General features: G+C 52.2%; 21 protein-coding genes. 10 read left to right on the top strand and 11 right to left on the bottom strand.

Annotated features, from left to right (window positions below; genetic code table 11):
* Positions 1–69: 69 nt before the first annotated feature.
* Entirely contained in the window at positions 70–660 is a 591-nt protein-coding gene (gene yajL, locus J4614_RS11830; protein WP_001275807.1) for a protein deglycase YajL, read from the bottom strand.
* Positions 623–1,534, bottom strand: a complete 912-nt coding sequence (gene panE / locus J4614_RS11825) for a 2-dehydropantoate 2-reductase (RefSeq protein ID WP_000705816.1) — start codon at positions 1,532–1,534, stop codon at positions 623–625. Before panE ends, yajL begins: the two co-directional genes overlap by 38 nt.
* A 125-nt stretch (positions 1,535–1,659) precedes the next feature.
* Here panE and J4614_RS11820 point away from each other — a divergent pair, with 125 nt between their 5' ends.
* The gene (locus tag J4614_RS11820) at positions 1,660–2,151 is read left to right on the top strand and encodes a YajQ family cyclic di-GMP-binding protein (protein ID WP_001138913.1); all 492 of its coding nucleotides are present in this window, start codon (positions 1,660–1,662) and stop codon (positions 2,149–2,151) included.
* 46 nt (positions 2,152–2,197) lie between these two features.
* On the opposite strand, the gene J4614_RS11815 is transcribed toward J4614_RS11820, so the two are convergent.
* The 8 genes from J4614_RS11815 to J4614_RS11780 form a co-directional block, all read right to left on the bottom strand.
* A complete protein-coding gene (locus J4614_RS11815) occupies positions 2,198–3,562 on the bottom strand; it encodes an MFS transporter (RefSeq protein ID WP_001000935.1) in 1,365 nt (454 codons plus the stop codon).
* A gap of 220 nt (positions 3,563–3,782) precedes the next feature.
* On the bottom strand, positions 3,783–4,673 hold the full coding sequence (cyoE, locus tag J4614_RS11810; RefSeq protein ID WP_000971352.1) for a heme o synthase: 891 nt from the start codon (positions 4,671–4,673) through the stop codon (positions 3,783–3,785).
* Positions 4,674–4,684: 11 nt separating this feature from the next.
* Positions 4,685–5,014: a cytochrome o ubiquinol oxidase subunit IV gene (locus tag J4614_RS11805; protein ID WP_000019878.1), complete on the bottom strand. Its 330-nt coding sequence runs from the start codon at positions 5,012–5,014 to the stop codon at positions 4,685–4,687.
* The gene (locus J4614_RS11800) at positions 5,014–5,628 is read right to left on the bottom strand and encodes a cytochrome o ubiquinol oxidase subunit III (protein WP_000179833.1); all 615 of its coding nucleotides are present in this window, start codon (positions 5,626–5,628) and stop codon (positions 5,014–5,016) included. The genes J4614_RS11805 and J4614_RS11800 overlap by 1 nt, the downstream gene beginning before the upstream one ends.
* The gene (gene cyoB, locus J4614_RS11795; protein WP_000467162.1) at positions 5,618–7,609 is read right to left on the bottom strand and encodes a cytochrome o ubiquinol oxidase subunit I; all 1,992 of its coding nucleotides are present in this window, start codon (positions 7,607–7,609) and stop codon (positions 5,618–5,620) included. Before cyoB ends, J4614_RS11800 begins: the two co-directional genes overlap by 11 nt.
* A gap of 10 nt (positions 7,610–7,619) precedes the next feature.
* Positions 7,620–8,576: a cytochrome o ubiquinol oxidase subunit II gene (gene cyoA, locus J4614_RS11790; RefSeq protein ID WP_001239448.1), complete on the bottom strand. Its 957-nt coding sequence runs from the start codon at positions 8,574–8,576 to the stop codon at positions 7,620–7,622.
* Positions 8,577–9,028: 452 nt separating this feature from the next.
* Positions 9,029–10,504 carry a muropeptide MFS transporter AmpG gene (gene ampG / locus J4614_RS11785; protein WP_000098464.1) on the bottom strand — a complete coding sequence of 492 codons (1,476 nt, stop codon included), beginning with the start codon at positions 10,502–10,504 and terminating at the stop codon, positions 9,029–9,031.
* 43 nt (positions 10,505–10,547) lie between these two features.
* Positions 10,548–11,126, bottom strand: coding sequence for a lipoprotein (locus J4614_RS11780; protein WP_001539323.1), 579 nt, complete (start codon positions 11,124–11,126; stop codon positions 10,548–10,550).
* A 303-nt stretch (positions 11,127–11,429) separates the two neighbouring features.
* Between J4614_RS11780 and bolA the strand changes: the two genes are divergently transcribed.
* The 9 genes from bolA (at position 11,430) to fadM (ending at position 21,994) form a co-directional block, all read left to right on the top strand.
* The gene (gene bolA / locus J4614_RS11775) at positions 11,430–11,747 is read left to right on the top strand and encodes a transcriptional regulator BolA (protein ID WP_000973433.1); all 318 of its coding nucleotides are present in this window, start codon (positions 11,430–11,432) and stop codon (positions 11,745–11,747) included.
* A 346-nt stretch (positions 11,748–12,093) separates the two neighbouring features.
* Positions 12,094–13,392, top strand: coding sequence for a trigger factor (gene tig / locus J4614_RS11770; RefSeq protein WP_001198403.1), 1,299 nt, complete (start codon positions 12,094–12,096; stop codon positions 13,390–13,392).
* A 246-nt stretch (positions 13,393–13,638) separates the two neighbouring features.
* A complete protein-coding gene (clpP, locus tag J4614_RS11765) occupies positions 13,639–14,262 on the top strand; it encodes an ATP-dependent Clp endopeptidase proteolytic subunit ClpP (protein WP_000122257.1) in 624 nt (207 codons plus the stop codon).
* 251 nt (positions 14,263–14,513) lie between these two features.
* The gene (gene clpX / locus J4614_RS11760) at positions 14,514–15,785 is read left to right on the top strand and encodes an ATP-dependent protease ATP-binding subunit ClpX (RefSeq protein ID WP_000130314.1); all 1,272 of its coding nucleotides are present in this window, start codon (positions 14,514–14,516) and stop codon (positions 15,783–15,785) included.
* A gap of 185 nt (positions 15,786–15,970) precedes the next feature.
* Positions 15,971–18,325 carry an endopeptidase La gene (gene lon, locus J4614_RS11755; protein WP_001067723.1) on the top strand — a complete coding sequence of 785 codons (2,355 nt, stop codon included), beginning with the start codon at positions 15,971–15,973 and terminating at the stop codon, positions 18,323–18,325.
* Between the two features lie 190 nt (positions 18,326–18,515).
* Entirely contained in the window at positions 18,516–18,806 is a 291-nt protein-coding gene (gene hupB / locus J4614_RS11750) for a nucleoid-associated protein HU-beta (RefSeq protein WP_254888479.1), read from the top strand.
* Between the two features lie 290 nt (positions 18,807–19,096).
* On the top strand, positions 19,097–20,968 hold the full coding sequence (gene ppiD, locus J4614_RS11745) for a peptidylprolyl isomerase (RefSeq protein WP_023197727.1): 1,872 nt from the start codon (positions 19,097–19,099) through the stop codon (positions 20,966–20,968).
* A gap of 149 nt (positions 20,969–21,117) precedes the next feature.
* Complete coding sequence (locus J4614_RS11740; protein WP_000680322.1) at positions 21,118–21,492, top strand: helix-hairpin-helix domain-containing protein; 375 nt, start codon at positions 21,118–21,120, stop codon at positions 21,490–21,492.
* Between the two features lie 103 nt (positions 21,493–21,595).
* Positions 21,596–21,994: a long-chain acyl-CoA thioesterase FadM gene (gene fadM, locus J4614_RS11735; protein ID WP_001194543.1), complete on the top strand. Its 399-nt coding sequence runs from the start codon at positions 21,596–21,598 to the stop codon at positions 21,992–21,994.
* A gap of 105 nt (positions 21,995–22,099) precedes the next feature.
* Here the strand turns inward: fadM and queC are convergent, their stop codons facing one another.
* A complete protein-coding gene (gene queC, locus J4614_RS11730; protein ID WP_208293179.1) occupies positions 22,100–22,795 on the bottom strand; it encodes a 7-cyano-7-deazaguanine synthase QueC in 696 nt (231 codons plus the stop codon).
* Positions 22,796–22,802 lie beyond the last annotated feature (7 nt).

The following is a 22,802-nucleotide window of genomic DNA, read 5'->3' as shown; positions in this document are numbered from 1 at the left end:
ATTCGGCCTACAGACTGTACCGTTTTGTAGGCCGGATAAGGTGTTTACGCCGCCATCCGGCAATCATTCTTATTCGTAGTAGTTATAAATCCCCGCCGCCATCACCAGTTGCGAAGCCACTTCATGCGCTTTTTCACGACCAGCCAACAGGTCGATGATTTTCAAGCCAAAATCGATAGCGGTACCCGGTCCCTGGCTGGTTAATAATTTTACCCGCGCATCCCACACCACACGCTTATCCTGCCACTGTTCAGCGGGGATCTTATCTTTCAGCGCCGGAAAACCGGTCATATTGCCGATAGGGAAGATATCGTGCGGCACGAGCACTGTGGCGGCTGCGGCGCAAATGGCTGCGACAATGCGCCCGGAGCGGTGAAACTGTTTTACGGTTTCGACCAGCAGCGGGCTGTCGCGAAAGCACTCGGCGCCTTTAATTCCGCCGGGCAACACGATGATGTCATAATCGCCGTCGGCAACTTCAACCAGCGGCGCATCCGCCAGCAGCTTTACACCGCGCGAGCAGACAATCGTCAGGTTGCCATCGCTGGCGACGCTGGCGGTAGTGACGTGGATTCCGCCGCGAACCAGCAGATCGATAGTGGTGACCGCTTCGGTCTCTTCACTACCAGGGGCGAGGCATACCAGTGCCTGAGCGCTCATACTCACTCTCCTTTCGCTTTACCATTTCAAACAGGCGGCTATTTTCCGGAACGGCGAGACCGTGCACGCGGGCGCGCTTGAGTAAATAACCGGTGATGTAGTCAATTTCGGTATGGCGCATGGCGCGCACGTCCTGCAACATGGATGAGATGTTTTCTGCCGTACTGTCAATCACTTGCTCAACATAATAGCGTAAATCGTCTGCCGATGTGTGGTAGCCTTCACGTTCAATCACGGCGGCGACCTCTTCGCAAATCGCGTTGATTTCATCAGTATGATGGCGCAGCTCGCCGTTCGGGCAGTTCCAAAGCGCGGTGAGCGGGTTGATAACACAGTTGACCGCCAGTTTGCGCCACATCTCTGCGCGGATATTGTTATGCCAGGCGACATCGGGCAGTACCCCCTGCAGGATATCGGCGAGATAACTGTAATCGCCGTCTTGCTCGCGCGCCGGGCCAATATGCGTAGTACCGTTAGCGACATGAATAATGATATTACCGTCGCGGCGCGCAGCATGGGTGATAGTCCCCATCAACATCGGCTGCTGGATATTTTGCAGTTCTTCTATGGTTCCCATTCCATTATGAATGAGCAGGATAGGCGACGTCACCGGTAAGGTTGACGCCAGAGTTCGTACTGCGTCGGAAACCTGCCACGCTTTCAGCGTGACTAATAACAGTTCGCTCTTCGCCAAAAAATCCGGATCGTTTGCCGTCAGTGATTCGTTGAAAAAGGAACCATCGGTATCGATCAAATTTACGCTGCAATAAGGTTGTGGCACCCGTAGCCAGCCCTGTACGTCATGTCCGTGTTTGCACAGTGCCGAAAGCCAAAGTTGTCCTAAGGCTCCGCATCCCAGTACAGTAATTTTCATTGTTCCTCCTCACCTGCAACAGCGCCAGGTGTTATGGCGCTAATTATAGCGTCATCAGCTAAGCTTCTCGTTAAGCCTCGTTGCAGGTATTATGCAACGCAACGAAAATGAAGGGAGAAGAAAAGATGCCATCTTTCGATATTGTTTCTGAAGTTGATCTGCAGGAAGCGCGTAACGGCGTGGATAACGCGGTTCGCGAGGTTGAGTCTCGTTTTGACTTTCGTGGCGTAGAGGCGACTATTGAACTGAACGATGCCAATAAAACCATCAAGGTGCTGAGCGAGTCCGATTTCCAGGTCAATCAGTTGCTCGATATTCTGCGCGCCAAGCTGCTTAAACGCGGTATTGAAGGCGCTTCGCTGGATGTACCGGACGAGTTCGTGCATAGCGGTAAAACCTGGTATGTGGAAGCGAAGCTGAAGCAGGGCATTGAAAGCGCCGTGCAGAAGAAAATCGTCAAGCTGATTAAAGACAGCAAACTGAAGGTGCAGGCGCAAATTCAGGGGGAAGAGATTCGCGTGACGGGCAAATCACGTGACGATCTGCAATCGGTAATGGCGCTGGTTCGCGGCGGCGATTTGGGCCAGCCGTTCCAGTTCAAAAACTTCCGCGATTAAGTTGTTATGCCGGATAGAGCTTCGTCGCCATCCGGCAATGCTGCATTCATCCTTTGCTGATAAGCTGTTCAACTTCAAAGCGATTGGTCACTTTGCTGTCGATTTTGACGTAAGCGGAATGCTCTTCCGCCACGATCAGCGCTTCGCTTACGCCTTTCATTGCCAACAGTCGCTGTTTTAGCCTGTCGTCAGCAACGATATCCGCTGGAATTTCCACACGCAGGCTGCTGACATAGGGCGGCTCTTTCATAGTACTTGCCACCGCCAGCCATACCATCGCCAGTACGGCCCCGGCAAGAAAAACGGTTTGCCCATCAAACGTGCCGTCTATCCAGCCGCCCAGCGAGCCGCCAAGCGCCACGCCAAGAAACTGACTGGTAGAATAGACGCCCATCGCCGTTCCTTTATACCCCGCGGGCGACTCTTTGCTAATCAGCGAAGGCAGCAGCGCCTCCATCAGATTAAAGGCGAGGAAAAAGAGTTGTACGCCAATCACCAGCTCCCAGAAATGCTGGCCCGCTCCCCATAACACGATTTCTGCGACGATAATGAGCCCCACGCAGAACAGGAATACCTGCTTCATCCGCCGTTTGACTTCAGCATAGATAATAAAAGGCACGACGGCGGCAAAGGCGATCACCATGGTTGCCAGATACACCTTCCAGTGTTCGGCGGCAGGAAAACCGGCATCGGCAAGCTGGCCGGGCAGGGCGACAAAGGTGGACATCAATAAAATATGCAGACACATAATGCCGAAATTAAGCTTGAGCAGCCTCGGCTCCGCCAGCACTTTACTGAAGCTGCCTTTGACCATCCCGGATTCGCGATTCAGCACATGGTTGGTACTGTTGGGAACCACCCAGATCGTCAGAAGAATGCCCAGGGTGGCGAGGGCGGCGATCATCCAGAACAACGCGTTCAATCCCAGACTATGGGTAACAATTGGCCCTAATACCATCGCAATCGCGAAGGTGATACCAAAGCTGACGCCGATAAACGCCATCGCTTTGGTGCGGTTTTGCTCTCGGGTCAGGTCAGACAGGAGCGCCATGACGGCGGCGGCAATAGCGCCGGACCCCTGTAGCGCTCGCCCCAGAATAATGCCCCAGATTGAGTGGGAGAGCGCGGCAATGACGCTGCCCGCGACAAATACCGCCAGTCCGCCGACAATCAGTGGTTTACGGCCAATGCGGTCGGACAGCAGCCCAAAGGGAATTTGAAAGATAGCCTGCGCCAGCCCGTAAATGCCGATCGCAATGCCGATTAATGCTTCGCTGGCGCCCTGTAGCGCCATACCGTATGTGGTCAGTACCGGTAGAACCATAAACATGCCCAGCATACGCAACGAAAAGACGGTCCCTAAACCCCATGTGGCACGCAGCTCCCCTGGCGTCATTTTATAATCGTTCATTGCCACCTCTGTATGAAATTCGCACCTAGTGTAAAGCGCCAGGTTGGTTGGGTAAATATGCGCTTTATTAACAAATGTTGTGGTGGTGAGGGTAGGCCACGAGAGACGAAAAATGCCGGATGGCGATACTCACGTCGCTTATCCGGCCTACAGGTAACGTGCTTTTGTAGGCCGGATAAGGCATAAGCCGCCATCCGGCATAGAAGAGGTGACGATGAACTTACCAGACGTAAGTCAGCAGATTCTGCGAATTCGGCACCATAAAATCAACGGACATCATGATACTCAGCGCGGTAATCGCAATGATAGAGAAGCCGAACAGCTTGCGCGCCCAGACCTTATCATCTTCCACTTTGTAACCGCGTAGCGCCATGCCGAGCCACCAAACGCTGACCGCCGCGGCGACCACCAGGTATTTGTAACCGGCATAACCGCCCAACGTTAGCATTAGCGTTGCAACGGCAAACGCAATGATGTACAGCGTGATGTGGTTTTTAGCGACTGAGATTCCTTTTACCACCGGCAGAACCGGGATATTGGCCGCCTGATAGTCCTTAAAGCGGAAAATGGCGATGGCGTAAGAGTGCGGCATCTGCCAGAGGCTGAAAATAGCCAACAGGATCGCCGCGCCGCTGTCAAAGTCGCCCGTTACGGCGCAGTAGCCAATCACCGGCGGCGCTGCGCCGGAGAGAGAACCAATCAGCGTTCCGTAGACGGAGTGACGCTTCATGTACAAGCTGTACACGCCAACGTAGACCACAAAGCCCATCACCCCCAGCCAGCAGGCCAGAGGATTAGCGCCAAACCACAGCAGCATAAAGCCAGCAATACCCAGCAGGGTGGCGTATACCAGCGAGACGCCAGGAGAAATCAGGCCTTTGACCAGCACCCGATTCTTGGTCCTTTCCATCTTCCTGTCGATATCCCTGTCGATGTAGTTGTTAAATACACAACCCGACGCCACAACCAGTGACACCCCGACCAGCGTATAAATGAACAGGGGATAGTCAATGCTGCCCTTTGAGGCCAGCAGAAATCCCCCGATCACCGAGATCAGGTTGCCAAAGATGATGCCTGGTTTCGTTACTTGCAGGTATTGCTTAAACATCATACTCGCCGCTCTTAGTGCATCATCATGTTGTAGTTGAGGTTCCACATAATCCAGATGGAGCCCACAACCAGGATGGCGATGATCAGCACGGTAAAGATGAAGGCCGTCATGTTCCAGCCTTCATCAGATTTGGTGTTCATGTGCAGGAAACACACCAGATGCACCAAAATCTGCACCACTGCCATTGCCAGGATAGATCCCAGAATAACGGCCGGAGAGGCAGCGCCGGTCATCACCATCCAGAATGGAATAACCGTCAGGATGACCGACAGGATAAAGCCGGTCATGTACGTTTTTACGCTGCCGTGGGATGCGCCGCCGCTCTCGGTAGAATGACTCATTACATCGCCCCCATCAGATAAACAACAGTGAATACGCAAATCCAAATCACATCCAGGAAGTGCCAGAACAGGCTCAGGCACATGATGCGGGTACGGTTAGTGCTGGTCAGACCGCGACGGGCAACTTGCACCATCAGCACTGCCATCCAGATCAAACCGGAAGTGACGTGCAGACCGTGCGTGCCGACCAGCGCGAAGAACGCAGACAGGAAGCCGCTGCGATCCGGGCCCATACCGTTAACAATCAGGTGATGGAATTCATAGAGTTCCATCCCGATAAATCCGGCACCGAACAAGAAGGTCAACGCCAGCCAGGAGATAACCTGGCTCTTGTTGTTCTTGTGCATGGCGATCGCCGCCATGCCGTAGGTAATGGAGCTAAATAACAGCAGGAAGGTTTCAACCAGAACGAACGGCAGTTCGAAAATGTCCTTACCTGTCGGGCCGCCAGCGGTGCCGTTCACCAGAACGGCATAGGTAGCAAACAGAATAGAGAACAGAATGCAGTCGCTCATCAGGTAGACCCAAAATCCGAAGATTTTGTTCTGGCCTGCGTCATGGTGCCCGTGTTCGTGCGCGTGGGCAGTCGCGTGCGTTAAAGTATCAGTTGCCATTTTTCAGCCCTGCCTTAGTAATCTCATCGAAATGCTGGTTTTCCAGTTTTTCGACTTCCGGGACCGGCACGTAGTAATCCACATCTTCATCAAAGCTTTTTACAATCCAGCTGATGATCATGCCTGCGAAACCCACTATCGCCAGCCACCAGATATGCCAGATCATGGCGAAGCCAAATACCGTCGCGAAGGCGGCGATAACAATACCGGCACCGCTATTTTTCGGCATATGAATCTCTTCATACTGTCCAGGCTGTTGGTACGCTTCGCCTTTTTCTTTCATTTCCCAGAAGGCGTCACGTTCGTGAACGTGCGGCACAACGGCAAAGTTATAGAACGGCGGCGGAGAAGAGGTTGACCACTCCAGCGTACGGCCACCCCATGGGTCGCCGGTCAGATCGCGGTTCTGATCGCGGTCGCGAATAGAAACGAAGATCTGAGTCAGTTGGCACAGGATACCCAGCGCAATCAGCGCGGCGCCGGCGGCGGCAACCATCAGCATCGTATGGAACTGCGGATCAATTTGCTGGCTGAGGCGACGGGTCATGCCCATGAAGCCCAGTACGTACAGCGGCATAAAGGCTACAAAGAAACCGATAATCCAGAACCAGAAGGCGCGTTTACCCCAGGTTTCGTTCAGCTTGAAGCCAAACGCCTTCGGCCACCAGTAGGTCATACCCGCGAAGCAGCCAAACACCACGCCGCCGATGATCACGTTATGGAAGTGCGCAATCAGGAACAGACTGTTGTGCAGGACGAAGTCCGCGCCCGGTACCGCCAGCAGAACGCCGGTCATACCGCCGACCGAGAAGGTCACGATAAAGCCGATGGTCCACATCATTGCGGAATGGAAGACAATACGGCCCTGATACATGGTGAACAACCAGTTGAAGATCTTCACCCCGGTCGGGATGGCGATAATCATGGTGGTGATACCGAAGAAGGCGTTAACGTTCGCGCCCGCGCCCATCGTGAAGAAGTGGTGCAGCCAAACGATAAACGACAGTACGGTAATACAGACGGTCGCCCAAACCAGCGAGGTATAGCCGAACAGACGTTTACGCGAGAAGGTCGCTGCGATTTCGGAGAATACCCCGAAGACCGGCAGAATCAGAATGTACACTTCCGGATGGCCCCAGGCCCAAATCAGGTTGATGTACATCATCATGTTGCCGCCCATATCGTTGGTAAAGAAATGGGTGCCCAGATAGCGATCCAGGGTCAGCAACGCGACGGTAACCGTCAGAATCGGGAAAGAGGCGATGATCAGTACGTTGGCGCACAAAGAGGCCCAGGTAAAGACCGGCATCTTGAACATTGTCATACCCGGCGCACGCATCTTCAGGATCGTCACGAAGAAGTTGATACCGGTTAACGTCGTACCAATACCCGAGAGTTGCAACGCCCATATCCAGTAATCGACCCCGACGCTGGGACTGTACTCTATTCCCGATAGCGGCGGATAAGCCAGCCACCCTGTCTGCGCGAATTCACCCACGCCCAGCGAGAGGTTAACCAGGATAACGCCGACAACGGTGAACCAGAAGCTCAGGTTGTTCAGGAAAGGGAACGCAACGTCGCGCGCGCCGATCTGCAGCGGAACCACCAGGTTCATCAGACCGATAACGAAGGGCATCGCCACGAAGAAGATCATGATTACGCCGTGAGCGGTAAAGATCTGATCGTAGTGGTGCGGCGGTAGAAAACCCGCTTCGCCTGCGGAGGCAAGCGCCTGCTGGCTACGCATCATGATGGCATCGGCGAAACCACGTAACAGCATCACAATCGCGACGATGATATACATGATGCCGAGGCGTTTATGGTCAACCGACGTTAACCACTCTTTCCATAGGTAGGTCCACTTACCGAAGTAAGTAATCGCTGCCAGTATCGCCAGTCCCCCGACGATAATTGCAGCGATCGTTACCATGACGATAGGTTCATGGAACGGTACTGCATCCAGTGATAATTTTCCGAACATCTTATCTTCCTCAACCCTTGGAGTTGGCGGATTCCGCGTGGCTCATGTCCATACCTTCCATTCCTTCATGCGAGCTGTGCTCACCTTCAGGTTGGGTCATGTCCATGCTCTTACCGTGGTCCATGAATTTGTTAATAACGTCCTTGAACAAATCTGGTTTCACGCTGGAGAAATATTCCACCTTGTTGTACTCGCTTGGCATAGCCACTTTCTCGAACGCCGCCATATCATTCATGGTGTTCGGAGACTGCTTCGCTTTTGCGACCCATTGGTCGAATTCTGCGCGGTCTTTGGTGGCGATAGCTTTAAACTTCATACCAGAGAAGCCCGGGCCGCTATAGCTGGCGGAGATGCCATCGTAGGTTCCGGGTTCGTTGGCGATCAGATGCAAACGTGTTTGCATACCGGCCATGGCATAAATCTGGCTACCCAGACGCGGGATAAAGAAGGAGTTCATCACGGAGTTGGAGGTCACTTTGAAATAAACCGGCGTGTTCGCCGGGAAGGCGATCTCGTTGACGGTGGCGATACCCTGCTCCGGATAGATGAAGAACCATTTCCAGTCCATGGAAACCACTTCGATGGTGATCGGTTTTTCGTCATGCGCCAGCGGCTTGCTTGGTTCAAGCGCGTGCGTGGTTTTCCAGGTCAGTACGGCAAGGAAAATGATGATCAAGATAGGCACCGTCCAGACCACGGCTTCCACTTTATTGGAGTGTGACCAGTTCGGGCTATACTTCGCATCCTTATTACTCGCACGATACTTCCAGGCGAAACCAACAGCCATCAAGATGGCGGGAATAACGACGATCAACATCAGGCCAAATGCCGTCAGTATCAGCGAACGTTGCTCCAGTCCAATCTGTCCTTTGGGATCCAGCAGCGCAGAATTACAGCCACTGAGTAATGCAGTGCCTGCAATTAATGACAACCATCCCAAACTTTTATTGTATTTCCTGAGTCTCATTTAACGACCTCAATTCCACGGGACCTGGTGGCGTTTAAAGTGTAGGGGCATTTTACGGTAAGGTTACATTACTGTAAACATGATTGGTTCTGTGTTACCAAGTTCTGCCGCGTATGTCACATATGTTGCCAAGTATGTCGAAATAACTTTAAGACACTGTTGAAACTTTGCGTTATAACGGATGAGGTCTGTAAGTGGGATGTTGAGGGATAATTGGTATAACCAATGTAAAAATAAAACAATTACTTAACAATTTATTATCAATAAAAGGACAATCAACGGCGGAAATTTAAATTTAATCGGCTGAATCGTGTAAAGAAAATAGGTAGCGTAGAAATTACCAATAATTTCCAAAATTCTGTTGCGCACAAAAAGACAAATATATTTTTTATCAATTGATGGTTATTTAGCCGTTATAATTCCGGGTCGTTATTACAACGGCAAATAATGTTTTAGAGCAGGCGTGTTTTTCGTAGCGCCAGGTAGTCCAGCAACCCGCCAAAGACAATGCCGCACACGGCAACCACTACCGCGGTCTCAAGCAATCCGGGCAGGAATGAGAAGTTGGTGTAATCCACCGCGTTCATGGTCAGCAGGAGTACCCATACCGCCAGCAAAGCGACGCCCGCGAGCAGGATTGAAAGCGCGAAATTGTAGGCGCCACGGTATTGCGTGCGGGGAATGAAACGCTCGCTCTGCCAGCTATATTCCAGCGTTTGCCGACAGACCAGCAACAGTAACAGCCCGGGAACGGCGGCGACAACCGAGAAGAGGTAGAATGTCGGCCAGCCGTGCGCTTCAACGAACCAGCCCGCTACGGGACCAACATAAACGCGGCCTACTGCGGAGAGGGCCGACAGTAGGGCAAACTGTGTTGCGGAAAACGACTTATTACATAGCGTCATTAATAAGGCGACAAAGGCGGCAGTCCCCATCCCGCCGCACAGATTTTCGAAAAAGACCGCCGCGCCCATGCTGAACATGTTTTTATCGGTAATGGAGAGCAACCAGTAACCGGCGTTGGACGCGCCTTGCAAAATGCCGAAAATCAGCAGCGCGCGAAACAGCGAAAGACGCTGCATTAATATGCCGCCGTATAACGCACCGACGATCGTTGCCAGCAGGCCCAGCGTTTTATTGACCACGCCGACTTCGCCGGCGTCAAAGCCGACGCCGCGAATCAAAAAGGTGGTGGTCAGGCTCATGGCGAAGGCGTCACCCAGTTTATAAAGCACAATGAGCAGTAAAATCAGCCAGGCGTTATTACGGCCAAAGAAATCGCGTAGCGGCGCGACGACGGCCTGTTCCAGCGATTTCGGGGACGGGATGGTATCGGTCGGTTCCGGCGCCAGTAAGGTGGCGATAATGCAGGGGATCAGCAATGCCGCCATCAGCCAGTACATGCCCTGCCAGCCGAGCCAGCGATCGGCCAGCCATAGCGCCAGTCCGCCGGAAACCAGCATCCCCAACCGGTAGCCAAGCACGCTGATTGCCGCGCCAGCGCCGCGTTCTTCTGCGGGTAAAATATCGGTTTTCCAGGCGTCGAACACGATATCCTGCGAGGCGGAGCAAAAAGCAATCACCACCGCCAGCGCCGCCATCCAGCGTAGCTGCGTGCCGGGTTCAAGAAAGCCCATCGCCGCAATCGCCGCCAGTAACAACAGTTGGGTGGCGAGTAACCAACCGCGACGACGACCTAAAAAAGGCGGCGTGTAGCGGTCCATCAGCGGGGACCAGAGAAACTTAAACACATAGGCCTGACCAACCAGCGAGAAGAAGCCAATCGTTTTAAGATCGATATTCTCGACGGTCATCCACGCCTGTAGCGTACCGGAGGTGAGCGCCAGCGGGAGGCCGGAGGCAAAACCCAATATCAGCAGAATGGCTGAACGCGGTTGCTGGAAAATACGTAAATATTGACTTGACATAGGCATCTACAGACCCGGCTTCTGCCGGGTCTTGTTGTTGCTATTAACGGGCGTTTTGCTTGATAAAATCGTGAATACTGGTGTCCTGAGACATATCAGCGATAGTATCGGTCAGAACACTGTTCACCGCGTCGGCAATATTCTGGTTAGAGGCCTGGAATGCCCCTTCAATAGAGTAGTTGGCGCGATAGTTTTTGGTCATCTTGTTGCCATTTGCCGCGGTCGCAATAATCGCGATATCCGCTTTGGTCGCGATGTTGTAGCGCACGCTGCCCTGAGAAACATCAGCATACAGTTGGTTAACAATTATCTGCAGATTAACCGCGCCGTTAGGCCCGATCATATAGCCCCGCGCCGTCATCTGTTTTTCCAGGACTTCTTGTAACAGGAAGCGTAAATCGCGGGAGGCGGTTAACGTTACCAGCTGGTTGTTACGCGTGACTTTCGCTAACGCTTGATCCTGGCGCTGGTCCGCGCCGGTAATGCTAACGGTGACGCCCATCAGGCTCGGATCCTGCTGTGGCAAGGTGATCTTCGGCGCGACGTCAATGGTCGTCGGCGGTGTGGCGCATCCTGCCAGCATAAACAGAGCGACTAACGGAAAGAGAAGTTTTTTTAACATATTCAGGCTCTCAATGACGCTTAAAACGTGATAGGTAAAAATTCCCGCCATCATAACACCGCTAACGGCGAGGGGAAGTGGTCAACGCAGGTAAATTCGTCGTAATGTCCGATTTGGTATTGATAACGGCGCGAGCGGGGATTTTGAGCGCTAAAAGAATGATTAAGGCAGTAAACTTCATACGTTTGGCTGAAATAATCAGACGAAAGCTAAATTTTTGTTGTCATGCTGTAATGGAAACGGTAAAAGCGGCTAGTATTTAAAGGGATGGGTGACATCACAGCGTTGTCGGAGGAGATTTTCATGATGATACGTGAGCAAATAGAAGAAAAATTAAGGACAGCGTTCGACCCCGTGTTTCTCGAAGTTGTGGATGAAAGCTATCGTCACAATGTTCCAGCAGGATCGGAAAGCCATTTTAAGGTCGTGCTGGTGAGCGATCGCTTTACAGGCGAACGTTTTCTTAATCGTCATCGGATGATTTACGGTACGTTAACGGCGGAACTTTCCACAACCGTACATGCGCTGGCACTGCATACTTATACCCTCAAAGAGTGGGAAGGGTTGCAGGATACTATCTTCGCGTCGCCTCCTTGTCGCGGCGCGGGAAGCATCGCGTAGCAAAACGGATTTGCAACTACCTCCGCTTTTCCAGTATGTTGCTACAGAATTATGTGAAAACGGCCTGCGGGCCGTTTTGTTTTGTCTGAATTTTGAGCGTGTCGTACAGTATTCAGACAAAAATTAGCCGAGAATTGTGAAAACCGCCGCAGCATCGCACAATCACCGTTCTCGACTCACAAAAGTGATGCCGCTATAATGCGCCGTCTTATATATGAACGTCTTCGGGATGATTCTGACGACAGGGAATGTGATTGATTATGAGAACATCCCGGTTCCGCGAAGCAAATAGCACGTGCTTGCGGAGTAGAGTTGACCGAGCACTGTGATTTTTTGAGGTAACAAGATGCAAGTTTCAGTTGAAACCACTCAGGGCCTTGGCCGCCGTGTAACGATTACAATCGCTGCTGACAGCATCGAGACCGCTGTAAAAAGCGAGCTGGTCAACGTAGCGAAAAAAGTACGTATTGACGGCTTCCGTAAAGGCAAAGTACCGATGAATATCGTCGCTCAGCGTTATGGCGCTTCTGTTCGCCAGGACGTGCTGGGCGATCTGATGAGCCGCAACTTCGTTGACGCGATCATCAAAGAAAAAATTAACCCGGCAGGCGCGCCGAACTATGTTCCGGGCGAATACAAAGTGGGTGAAGACTTCACTTACTCCGTCGAGTTTGAAGTCTATCCGGAAGTTGAGCTGACTGGCCTCGAGTCCATCGAAGTTGAAAAACCGGTTGTTGAAGTCACCGACGCTGACGTTGATGTGATGCTGGACACCCTGCGTAAGCAGCAGGCGACCTGGAAAGAAAAAGACGGCGCTGCTGATGCGGAAGACCGCGTGACCATCGACTTCACCGGCTCTGTAGACGGCGAAGAGTTCGAAGGCGGCAAAGCGACCGATTTCGTTCTGGCGATGGGCCAGGGTCGTATGATTCCGGGCTTTGAAGACGGCGTTAAAGGCCACAAAGCTGGCGAAGAGTTCACTATCGATGTGACCTTCCCGGAAGAGTACCACGCTGAAAACCTGAAAGGTAAAGCGGCTAAGTTCGTTATCAACCTGAAGAAAGTTGAAGAACGTGAACTGCCGGAACTGACCGAAGAATTCATCAAACGTTTCGGCGTTGAAGATGGTTCCGTAGCCGGTCTGCGCGCTGAAGTACGTAAAAACATGGAACGCGAGCTGAAAGGCGCGGTACGTAACCGCGTTAAGTCTCAGGCGATCGAAGGTCTGGTAAAAGCTAACGACATCGACGTACCGGCTGCGCTGATCGACAGCGAAATCGACGTTCTGCGTCGTCAGGCTGCGCAGCGTTTTGGTGGTAACGAGAAACAGGCTCTGGAGCTGCCGCGCGAACTGTTCGAAGAACAGGCTAAGCGTCGTGTAGTTGTCGGTCTGCTGCTCGGCGAAGTCATTCGTACCAACGAGCTGAAAGCGGACGAAGAACGCGTTAAAGGCCTGATCGAAGAGATGGCGTCTGCTTACGAAGATCCGAAAGAAGTGATTGAGTTCTACAGCAAAAATAAAGAGCTGATGGACAATATGCGTAACGTCGCTCTGGAAGAACAGGCTGTTGAAGCGGTTCTGGCAAAAGCGAAAGTGTCTGAAAAAGCCACTTCCTTCAATGAGCTGATGAACCAGCAAGCGTAATTTTTCGCGTTAAAAGCACGAAATTTGCACAAAAACCCGTCACCTTTCAGTGACGGGTTTTTTTTGTCACGCATTTTGCATGGTAAGGGTGCGAAAACCGCGTTTCAGTGTTAGCGTTAGAGCAAAAGATTGTTATGCTTGAATTATGGCGATGCCGTACCCATTACAGAGGGACTGGCTGATAATCCGTCCATCAGGTTACAATCAGTACAGCAGGTTTTTTCAATTTTTATCCAGGAGACGGAAATGTCATACAGCGGAGAACGAGATAATTTGGCCCCTCATATGGCGCTGGTGCCGATGGTCATTGAACAGACCTCACGCGGTGAGCGCTCTTTTGATATCTATTCTCGTCTACTTAAGGAACGCGTCATATTTCTGACCGGCCAGGTCGAAGACCATATGGCTAACTTGATCGTGGCGCAGATGCTGTTCCTGGAAGCGGAAAACCCGGAAAAAGATATCTATCTGTACATTAATTCTCCTGGCGGCGTAATTACTGCGGGGATGTCCATCTATGACACCATGCAGTTTATTAAGCCAGACGTCAGCACCATTTGTATGGGACAGGCGGCCTCTATGGGGGCGTTTTTGCTGACTGCCGGGGCGAAAGGCAAACGTTTCTGCTTGCCGAACTCTCGCGTCATGATCCACCAGCCGCTGGGCGGCTACCAGGGCCAGGCGACGGATATTGAAATTCACGCCCGCGAAATTTTGAAAGTAAAAGGGCGCATGAATGAACTTATGGCGCATCATACGGGTCAATCTCTTGAGCAGATTGAACGTGATACTGAGCGCGATCGCTTCCTCTCCGCGCCTGAAGCGGTAGAGTACGGTTTGGTTGACTCAATTTTGACCCATCGTAATTGATGCCCTGGACGCAAGTGTGCCGCTATACACTTCATCCTTCACGCTACCTCGGTGTTGGCTGCCAGCGCGCCTCCCGGTGACTTACTTATGTAAGCGCGTGGGGAGTCGCTGAGTTGCCGCCTTGATGTAGCTCGAATGATTTTGTGTATATACTAATGAAGGGCGGCACAACGCTGATTAGCGGCTTGCGCCTGAGAATGGCATTTGCGTCGTCGTGTGCGGCACAAAGAACAAAGAAGAGGTTTTGACTCATGACAGATAAACGCAAAGATGGCTCGGGCAAATTGTTGTACTGCTCTTTTTGCGGCAAAAGCCAGCATGAAGTGCGCAAGCTGATTGCCGGTCCATCCGTGTATATCTGCGACGAATGCGTCGATTTATGTAACGACATTATTCGCGAAGAAATTAAAGAAGTTGCTCCGCACCGTGAACGTAGTGCGCTGCCGACGCCGCATGAAATTCGTACTCACCTGGACGATTACGTTATCGGCCAGGAGCAGGCGAAAAAAGTGCTGGCGGTGGCGGTCTATAACCACTACAAGCGTCTGCGTAACGGCGATACCAGCAATGGCGTCGAGTTAGGCAAAAGCAACATTCTGCTGATTGGACCGACCGGTTCCGGTAAAACGCTGCTGGCGGAAACGCTGGCGCGCTTGCTGGATGTGCCGTTCACTATGGCGGATGCGACCACGCTGACCGAAGCGGGTTACGTGGGTGAAGACGTCGAGAATATCATTCAGAAACTGTTGCAGAAATGCGACTACGACGTGCAAAAAGCGCAGCGTGGGATTGTCTACATTGATGAAATCGATAAGATTTCGCGTAAATCAGACAATCCGTCCATTACCCGCGACGTTTCCGGCGAAGGCGTACAGCAGGCGTTGCTGAAACTGATCGAAGGCACCGTCGCCGCGGTTCCACCGCAGGGCGGTCGCAAACATCCGCAGCAGGAATTCTTACAGGTAGATACCTCTAAGATTCTGTTTATCTGCGGCGGCGCGTTTGCCGGTCTGGATAAAGTGATCGCTAACCGTGTTGAAACCGGCTCCGGCATTGGTTTTGGCGCGACGGTGAAAGCGAAGTCCGACAAAGCCAGCGAAGGCGAGCTGTTGTCGCAGGTTGAACCGGAAGATTTGATCAAATTTGGTCTGATTCCTGAGTTTATCGGTCGTCTGCCAGTGGTGGCGACGCTGAACGAACTCAGCGAAGAAGCGCTGATTCAAATCCTGAAAGAGCCGAAAAATGCGCTGACCAAGCAGTATCAGGCGCTGTTTAACCTGGAAGGCGTCGATCTGGAATTCCGTGACGAAGCGCTGGACGCTATCGCCAGGAAAGCAATGGCGCGTAAAACCGGCGCCCGTGGCCTGCGTTCTATCGTCGAAGCGGCGCTGCTGGATACCATGTACGATTTGCCATCTATGGAAGACGTCGAAAAAGTGGTGATCGACGAGTCCGTTATTGCCGGTCAGAGTAAGCCGTTGCTGATTTACGGCAAACCGGAAGCGCAGGCTTCTGGCGAATAATTAAACATTCATACAATCAGTTAGCCAAAAAAGGGGGGATTTTATCTCCCCTTTCGTTTTTCCTGTAAACACGCCGTTGAATGTGTGGGAAACATCCCCATATACTGACGTACATGTTATAGGTGGTATGGAGCACAGCTATACTATCTGATTACCTGGCGGACACTAAACTAAGAGAGAGCTCTATGAATCCTGAGCGTTCTGAACGCATTGAAATCCCCGTATTGCCCTTGCGCGATGTGGTGGTTTATCCGCACATGGTCATACCCTTATTTGTAGGGCGGGAAAAATCTATCCGTTGTCTGGAAGCGGCTATGGACCATGATAAAAAAATCATGCTGGTCGCCCAGAAGGAAGCATCAACGGATGAGCCGGGTGTAAACGATCTTTTCACCGTCGGGACCGTGGCCTCTATTTTGCAGATGTTGAAACTGCCTGACGGCACCGTAAAAGTGCTGGTCGAGGGGTTACAGCGCGCGCGTATTTCCGCGCTGTCTGACAACGGCGAACATTTCTCCGCGAAGGCGGAGTACCTTGATTCGCCAGCCATTGATGAGCGAGAACAAGAAGTGCTGGTGCGTACCGCTATCAGCCAGTTCGAAGGCTACATCAAGCTGAACAAAAAAATTCCGCCGGAAGTGCTGACGTCACTCAATAGCATTGACGACCCTGCACGTCTGGCTGACACCATCGCCGCGCATATGCCGCTGAAACTGGCGGATAAACAGTCCGTACTGGAGATGTCCGACGTTAACGAACGTCTGGAATATCTGATGGCGATGATGGAATCTGAAATCGATCTGCTGCAGGTTGAGAAACGCATTCGCAACCGCGTGAAAAAGCAGATGGAGAAATCCCAGCGCGAGTACTATCTGAACGAGCAAATGAAAGCGATTCAGAAAGAACTTGGCGAGATGGACGACGCGCCGGACGAAAACGAAGCGCTGAAGCGTAAGATCGACGCGGCGAAAATGCCGAAAGAGGCGAAAGAGAAAGCGGAAGCGGAACTGCAGAAGCTGAAAATGATGTCTCCGATGTCGGCGGAAGCGACCGTGGTGCGCGGCTACATCGACTGGATGGTGCAGGTGCCGTGGAATGCGCGTAGCAAGGTCAAAAAAGACCTGCGTCAGGCGCAGGAAATCCTCGATACTGACCATTATGGTCTGGAGCGCGTGAAAGACCGCATCCTTGAGTATCTCGCGGTTCAAAGCCGTGTAAATAAAATCAAGGGGCCGATCCTGTGTCTGGTGGGGCCGCCGGGGGTAGGTAAAACCTCGTTGGGCCAGTCCATCGCTAAAGCAACAGGGCGTAAATACATCCGTATGGCGCTGGGCGGCGTGCGTGATGAAGCGGAAATCCGCGGTCATCGCCGGACTTACATTGGCTCTATGCCGGGCAAACTGATCCAAAAAATGGCCAAAGTGGGGGTTAAAAACCCACTGTTCCTGCTCGATGAGATCGACAAAATGTCCTCGGACATGCGCGGCGATCCGGCTTCCGCACTGCTGGAAGTGCTGGATCCAGAGCAGAACGTGGCGTTCAGCGATCATTACCTGGAAGTGGATTACGATCTCAGCGATGTGATGTTCGTCGCCACCTCCAACTCCATGAACATTCCGGCGCCGCTGCTGGATCGTATGGAAGTGATCCGTCTGTCCGGTTATACCGAAGACGAGAAGCTGAATATTGCTAAACGTCACCTGCTGCCGAAGCAGATCGAGCGTAACGCGCTGAAGAAAGGCGAACTGACGGTCGACGATAGCGCGATTATCGGTATTATTCGCTATTACACGCGTGAAGCGGGCGTGCGTAGTCTGGAGCGTGAAATCTCCAAACTGTGCCGCAAAGCGGTTAAACAACTGTTGCTCGATAAGTCGTTAAAACATATCGAAATTAACGGCGATAATCTGCACGACTACCTCGGTGTGCAGCGCTTTGATTATGGCCGCGCGGATAGCGAAAACCGCGTAGGTCAGGTGACGGGGTTGGCGTGGACGGAAGTGGGCGGCGATCTGTTGACCATCGAAACCGCCTGCGTACCGGGCAAAGGCAAGCTGACCTACACCGGTTCGCTCGGTGAAGTGATGCAGGAATCCATTCAGGCGGCGCTGACCGTGGTGCGCGCGCGCGCGGAAAAACTGGGTATTAATCCGGACTTTTACGAAAAACGCGATATCCACGTTCACGTGCCGGAAGGCGCAACGCCGAAAGACGGTCCAAGTGCCGGTATCGCGATGTGTACCGCGCTGGTTTCCTGCCTGACCGGTAATCCGGTGCGCGCAGATGTGGCAATGACCGGTGAGATCACGCTGCGCGGTCAGGTGTTGCCGATCGGCGGCCTGAAAGAAAAACTGTTGGCGGCGCATCGCGGCGGGATTAAAACGGTCTTAATTCCATTCGAAAATAAACGTGACCTGGAGGAAATTCCGGACAACGTGATTGCCGATCTGGATATTCACCCGGTTAAGCGTATTGAGGAAGTTCTGACGCTTGCTCTGCAAAACGAACCGTCTGGAATGCAGGTTGTAACCGCAAAATAGTGACCTCGCGCAAATAGCGCTAATAAAAACAGGGCTGGCAGGCTATTTCGGACTTGCCAGCCTTTTTTTGTATAGCTAATTTAGATGGTTGATTGGGTCTGCCACCATTAACGGGTGTTGTAAGGGCGTGGCAGGCCTGATATAACTGCTGCGCGGTCGTACTTCGAAGGATTCAGGTGCGATATAAATTATAAAGAGGAAGAGAAGAGTGAATAAATCTCAACTGATCGAAAAAATTGCTGCAGGGGCTGATATCTCTAAGGCTGCGGCTGGACGTGCGTTAGACGCGATTATTGCTTCTGTTACCGAATCTCTGAAAGAAGGGGATGACGTTGCACTGGTAGGCTTTGGTACTTTTGCTGTTAAAGAGCGTGCTGCCCGTACTGGTCGCAACCCGCAAACAGGTAAAGAGATCACCATCGCCGCAGCCAAAGTGCCGAGTTTCCGTGCAGGTAAAGCGCTGAAAGACGCGGTAAACTAAGCGTGATCCCCTCGGGGGATGTGACAAAGTACAAGGGCGCATCAACTGATGTGCCTTTTTTATTGACGATTCGGGACTTTCTGCGCGTTGCGGGCTGACAATTGCCCTCGTTTCTTGTCACAATAGGCTTTTGCGCGCCGCGTTCAGAAAATGCGATGCGCGTGAAGTCTATATACGCAAATCATTCAGGTTGCGTCGACGCGGCAACTGAGCGAATCACTCGGTAGCCAGCAGAGAAGCCGCCTGAAAGATAAAGTGTAAAGTCACCTACAGCGGAGTGTGGTTACACCATGATGGACAGCTTACGCACGGCTGCAAACAGTCTCGTGCTCAAGATTATTTTCGTTCTCATTATCGTATCGTTCATTTTGACCGGCGTTAGTGGTTACCTGATTGGCGGAAGCAATAACTACGCCGCAAAAGTGAATGGCCAGGAAATCAGCCGGGCACAGTTTGAGAATGCGTTTAATAACGAACGTAACCGTATGCAGCAGCAGTTGGGCGACAGGTATTCTGAACTGGCGGCCAACGAAGGTTATATGAAAAGCCTGCGCCAGCAGGTGCTGAATCGTCTGATAGATGAAGCGCTGTTGGATCAATATTCCCGCGAACTGAAACTGGGCATCAGCGATGAGCAGGTAAAGCAGGCGATTTTCGCCACTCCCGCTTTTCAGGTGGACGGTAAGTTTGACAACAACCGCTATAACGCGATTGTGAATCAGATGGGAATGACGGCCGATCAGTATGCTCAGGCGCTGCGTAACCAGCTTACCACTCAGCAACTGATCAACGGCGTGGCCGGTACTGATTTTATGCTGAAAGGGGAAACCGACGAACTGGCGGCATTAGTCTCTCAACAGCGCGTGGTGCGTGAAGCCGTTATTGATGTCAACGCGCTGGCGGCGAAGCAGCAGGTGACCGATCAGGAAGTGTCCAGCTACTACGATCAGAATAAAGCCCGCTTTATGACGCCGGAACAGTTCCGCGTAAGCTATATCAAACTGGATGCCGCGACGATGCAGGCACCGGTCAGCGATGCGGATATTCAGGCCTATTATGACCAGCATGTAGATCAGTTTACTCAGCCGGAGCGCATTCGTTACAGCATTATTCAGACCAAAACGGAAGATGATGCGAAAGCGGTACTGGATGCGCTGAACAAGGGCGAAGATTTCGCCACGCTGGCGAAAGAGAAATCTACCGATATCATCTCTGCGCGTAATGGTGGCGATATGGGCTGGCTGGAAGAGTCTGCCACGGTGCCGGAACTGAAAAACGCCGGATTAAAAGAAAAAGGCCAGATATCTGGCGTGATTAAGTCGTCTGTCGGTTTTCTGGTGGCGCGTCTGGATGATATTCAGCCTGCCAAAGTGAAACCGTTAAGCGAGGTTCGCGACGACATTGCCGCGAAAGTGAAACAAGAAAAAGCGCTGGATGCTTACTATGCGTTGCAGCAGAAGGTGAGCGATGCGGCAAGCAACGACAATGAGTCGTTAGCAGGCGCTGAACAGGTCGCTGGCGTAAAAGCCGTTGAAACCGGCTGGTTTAGCCGTGACACCTTACCGGAAGAGCTGAACTTCAAACCGGTAGCCGATGCTATCTTTAATGGCGGTCTGGTGGGCGAAAATGGTACGCCGGGGCCGAATTCAGACATTATCACCGTAGATGGCGACCGGGCTTTTGTCGTGCGCGTGAGTGAACATAAACCTGAAGCCGTGAAACCGTTGGCAGAAGTGAAAGAACAGGTCACTGCCCTGGTGAAGCATAACAAAGCGGAACAACAGGCGAAGCTGGATGCGGAAAAACTGCTGGTCGAGCTGAAAGCGGGCAAAGGCGCGGAAGCAATGAAAGCGGCGGGTCTGAGTTTTGGCGAGCCTAAAACGTTAAGTCGTACCAGTCAGGATCCGGTGAGTCAGGCGGCCTTTGCGTTAAGCCTTCCGACGAAAGATAAGCCAGTTTATGGCGTGGCGAACGATATGCAGGGTAACGTCGTTCTGCTGGCGTTTGACGAGGTGAAAGCGGGCGCCATGCCGGAAGCGCAGAAAAAAGCGATGGTGCAGGGCATCACGCAGAACAATGCGCAAATTGTCTTTGAGGCGCTGATGAGCAATCTGCGTAAAGAGGCGAAAATCAAAATCGGCGATGCTCTGGAACAGCAGTAATCGTCGAGGCGCTTCGCAAAAAATTGCAAAATGTTGTATCCCACAAAGGCCGCTTTCGCGGCCTTTTCCATTTCTGAAAATTGCCGTTTGTTCGTTTTTCTCCGTCCCGCTATCGTGGCTGCACTGTTAACAAACAAGGAGAAAACAGTATGAAACACGGAATTAAAGCACTGCTTATTACACTTTCTTTAACCTGCGCGGGCATGGCCCATAGCGCACTGGCGGCGACGCCTGTCGCAAAAAATGCAGCGGTGGAAACAAAAGCGGATACGCCTTCTTCATCCTCCGCCAAAGCGGCATTACCTGCTAAAGCCAGCGATGATGAAGGTACCAGGGTGAGCATTAATACCGCGTCTGCGGAGGATCTGGCGCGGGTGATGAACGGCGTTGGGCTGAAAAAAGCGCAGGCTATTGTGAGCTATCGGGAGGAGTATGGTCCTTTTAAAACGGTGGATGATTTAAAGCAGGTGCCGGGAATGGGAAGCGCGCTGGTGGAGCGTAATCTGGCAGTTTTAACATTGTAATCACTTGCACAGTGGCAAAAATTTGCCAGACTGTAGAGGTCATACCAGTTATGACCTCTGTACTTGTCGTTTACTTATAACAACAACGTAAGGTTATTGCGCTATGCAAACACAAATCAAAGTCCGTGGATATCATCTTGATGTTTATCAACATGTTAATAATGCCCGCTATCTGGAGTTTCTGGAAGAGGCCCGTTGGGATGGGCTGGAAAACAGCGACAGCTTTCAGTGGATGACGGCCCGCAATATTGCTTTTGTGGTGGTAAACATCAACATAAATTACCGTCGCCCGGCGGTATTGAGCGATCTACTGACCGTGACCAGCCAGGTACAACAGCTTAACGGTAAAAGCGGCGTATTAAGCCAGACGATTACGCTGGAACCAGAAGGTCAGGTGGTGGCTGATGCGCTCATCACGTTTGTTTGTATTGATTTAAAAACGCAAAAAGCGCTGCCGCTGGAAGGCGAATTGCGTGAAAAGCTGGAACAGATGGTGCAATAACGCCTCGCTGTCTGATGGCGTTGAACTTGTCCGGCCTGGCGATATTGACCATGGTGAATATCGCCAGGCCGGATAAGGCACGTGCGCCGCCATCCGGCAAAACAATCACCTTAACCCGGTTTTTTGCTTCATTGCCGCCATCACCGCCGCTTTATTCGACAGATAATGATTCAGGCCGTTAGCGCGCAGATTACAGGCCGCGCAATGACCACAGCCATCGCCTCTAATGCCGTTATAGCAGGTCAGCGTGTCTTCGCGAACCAAATCCAGTTGGCCCCAATAATCGGCCAGCGCCCAGGTCTCAGCTTTATCAATCCACATTAAGGGCGTTTCGAAACGGATATCTTTCGCCATGCCCAGATTCACCGCGTGATTCAGCGCTTTGACGAACTCATCGCGACAGTCTGGATAGCCGGAAAAATCGGTCTCGCAAACGCCGGTGATCACCGCCTCGGCTTTGACCTGATAAGCGTAAATCGCCGCCAGCGTCAGAAAGAGAATATTGCGTCCCGGTACGAAAGTATTGGGGATACCGTCAGCGTTCGGTTCATAGTCCGGCACCGGAATGCTATCCCGCGTCAGGCTGCTGACCGCCAGTTCGTTCAGCAAAATGACATCCAGCACTTTATGCGCGCGTGCGCCAAGTTTTAACGCCAGCGCGCGCGCGACATCAATCTCTGCGCGGTGGCGCTGACCATAATCAAACGTGACACAATGCACTTCATCATACTGATGCCGCGCTTGCGCCAGACAAGTGGTGGAGTCCTGACCTCCACTAAATACAACAACGGCGCGTTTCATAGTTATC

It is taken from the genome of Salmonella sp. 32031103-2018-00083-FB-01-SM-01 (genome assembly GCF_017571995.1).
In the GTDB taxonomy this organism is placed as follows: domain Bacteria; phylum Pseudomonadota; class Gammaproteobacteria; order Enterobacterales; family Enterobacteriaceae; genus Salmonella; species Salmonella enterica.
Note: the sequence above shows the minus strand (reverse complement) of the source record. Positions and strands in the feature narration are given on the sequence as shown.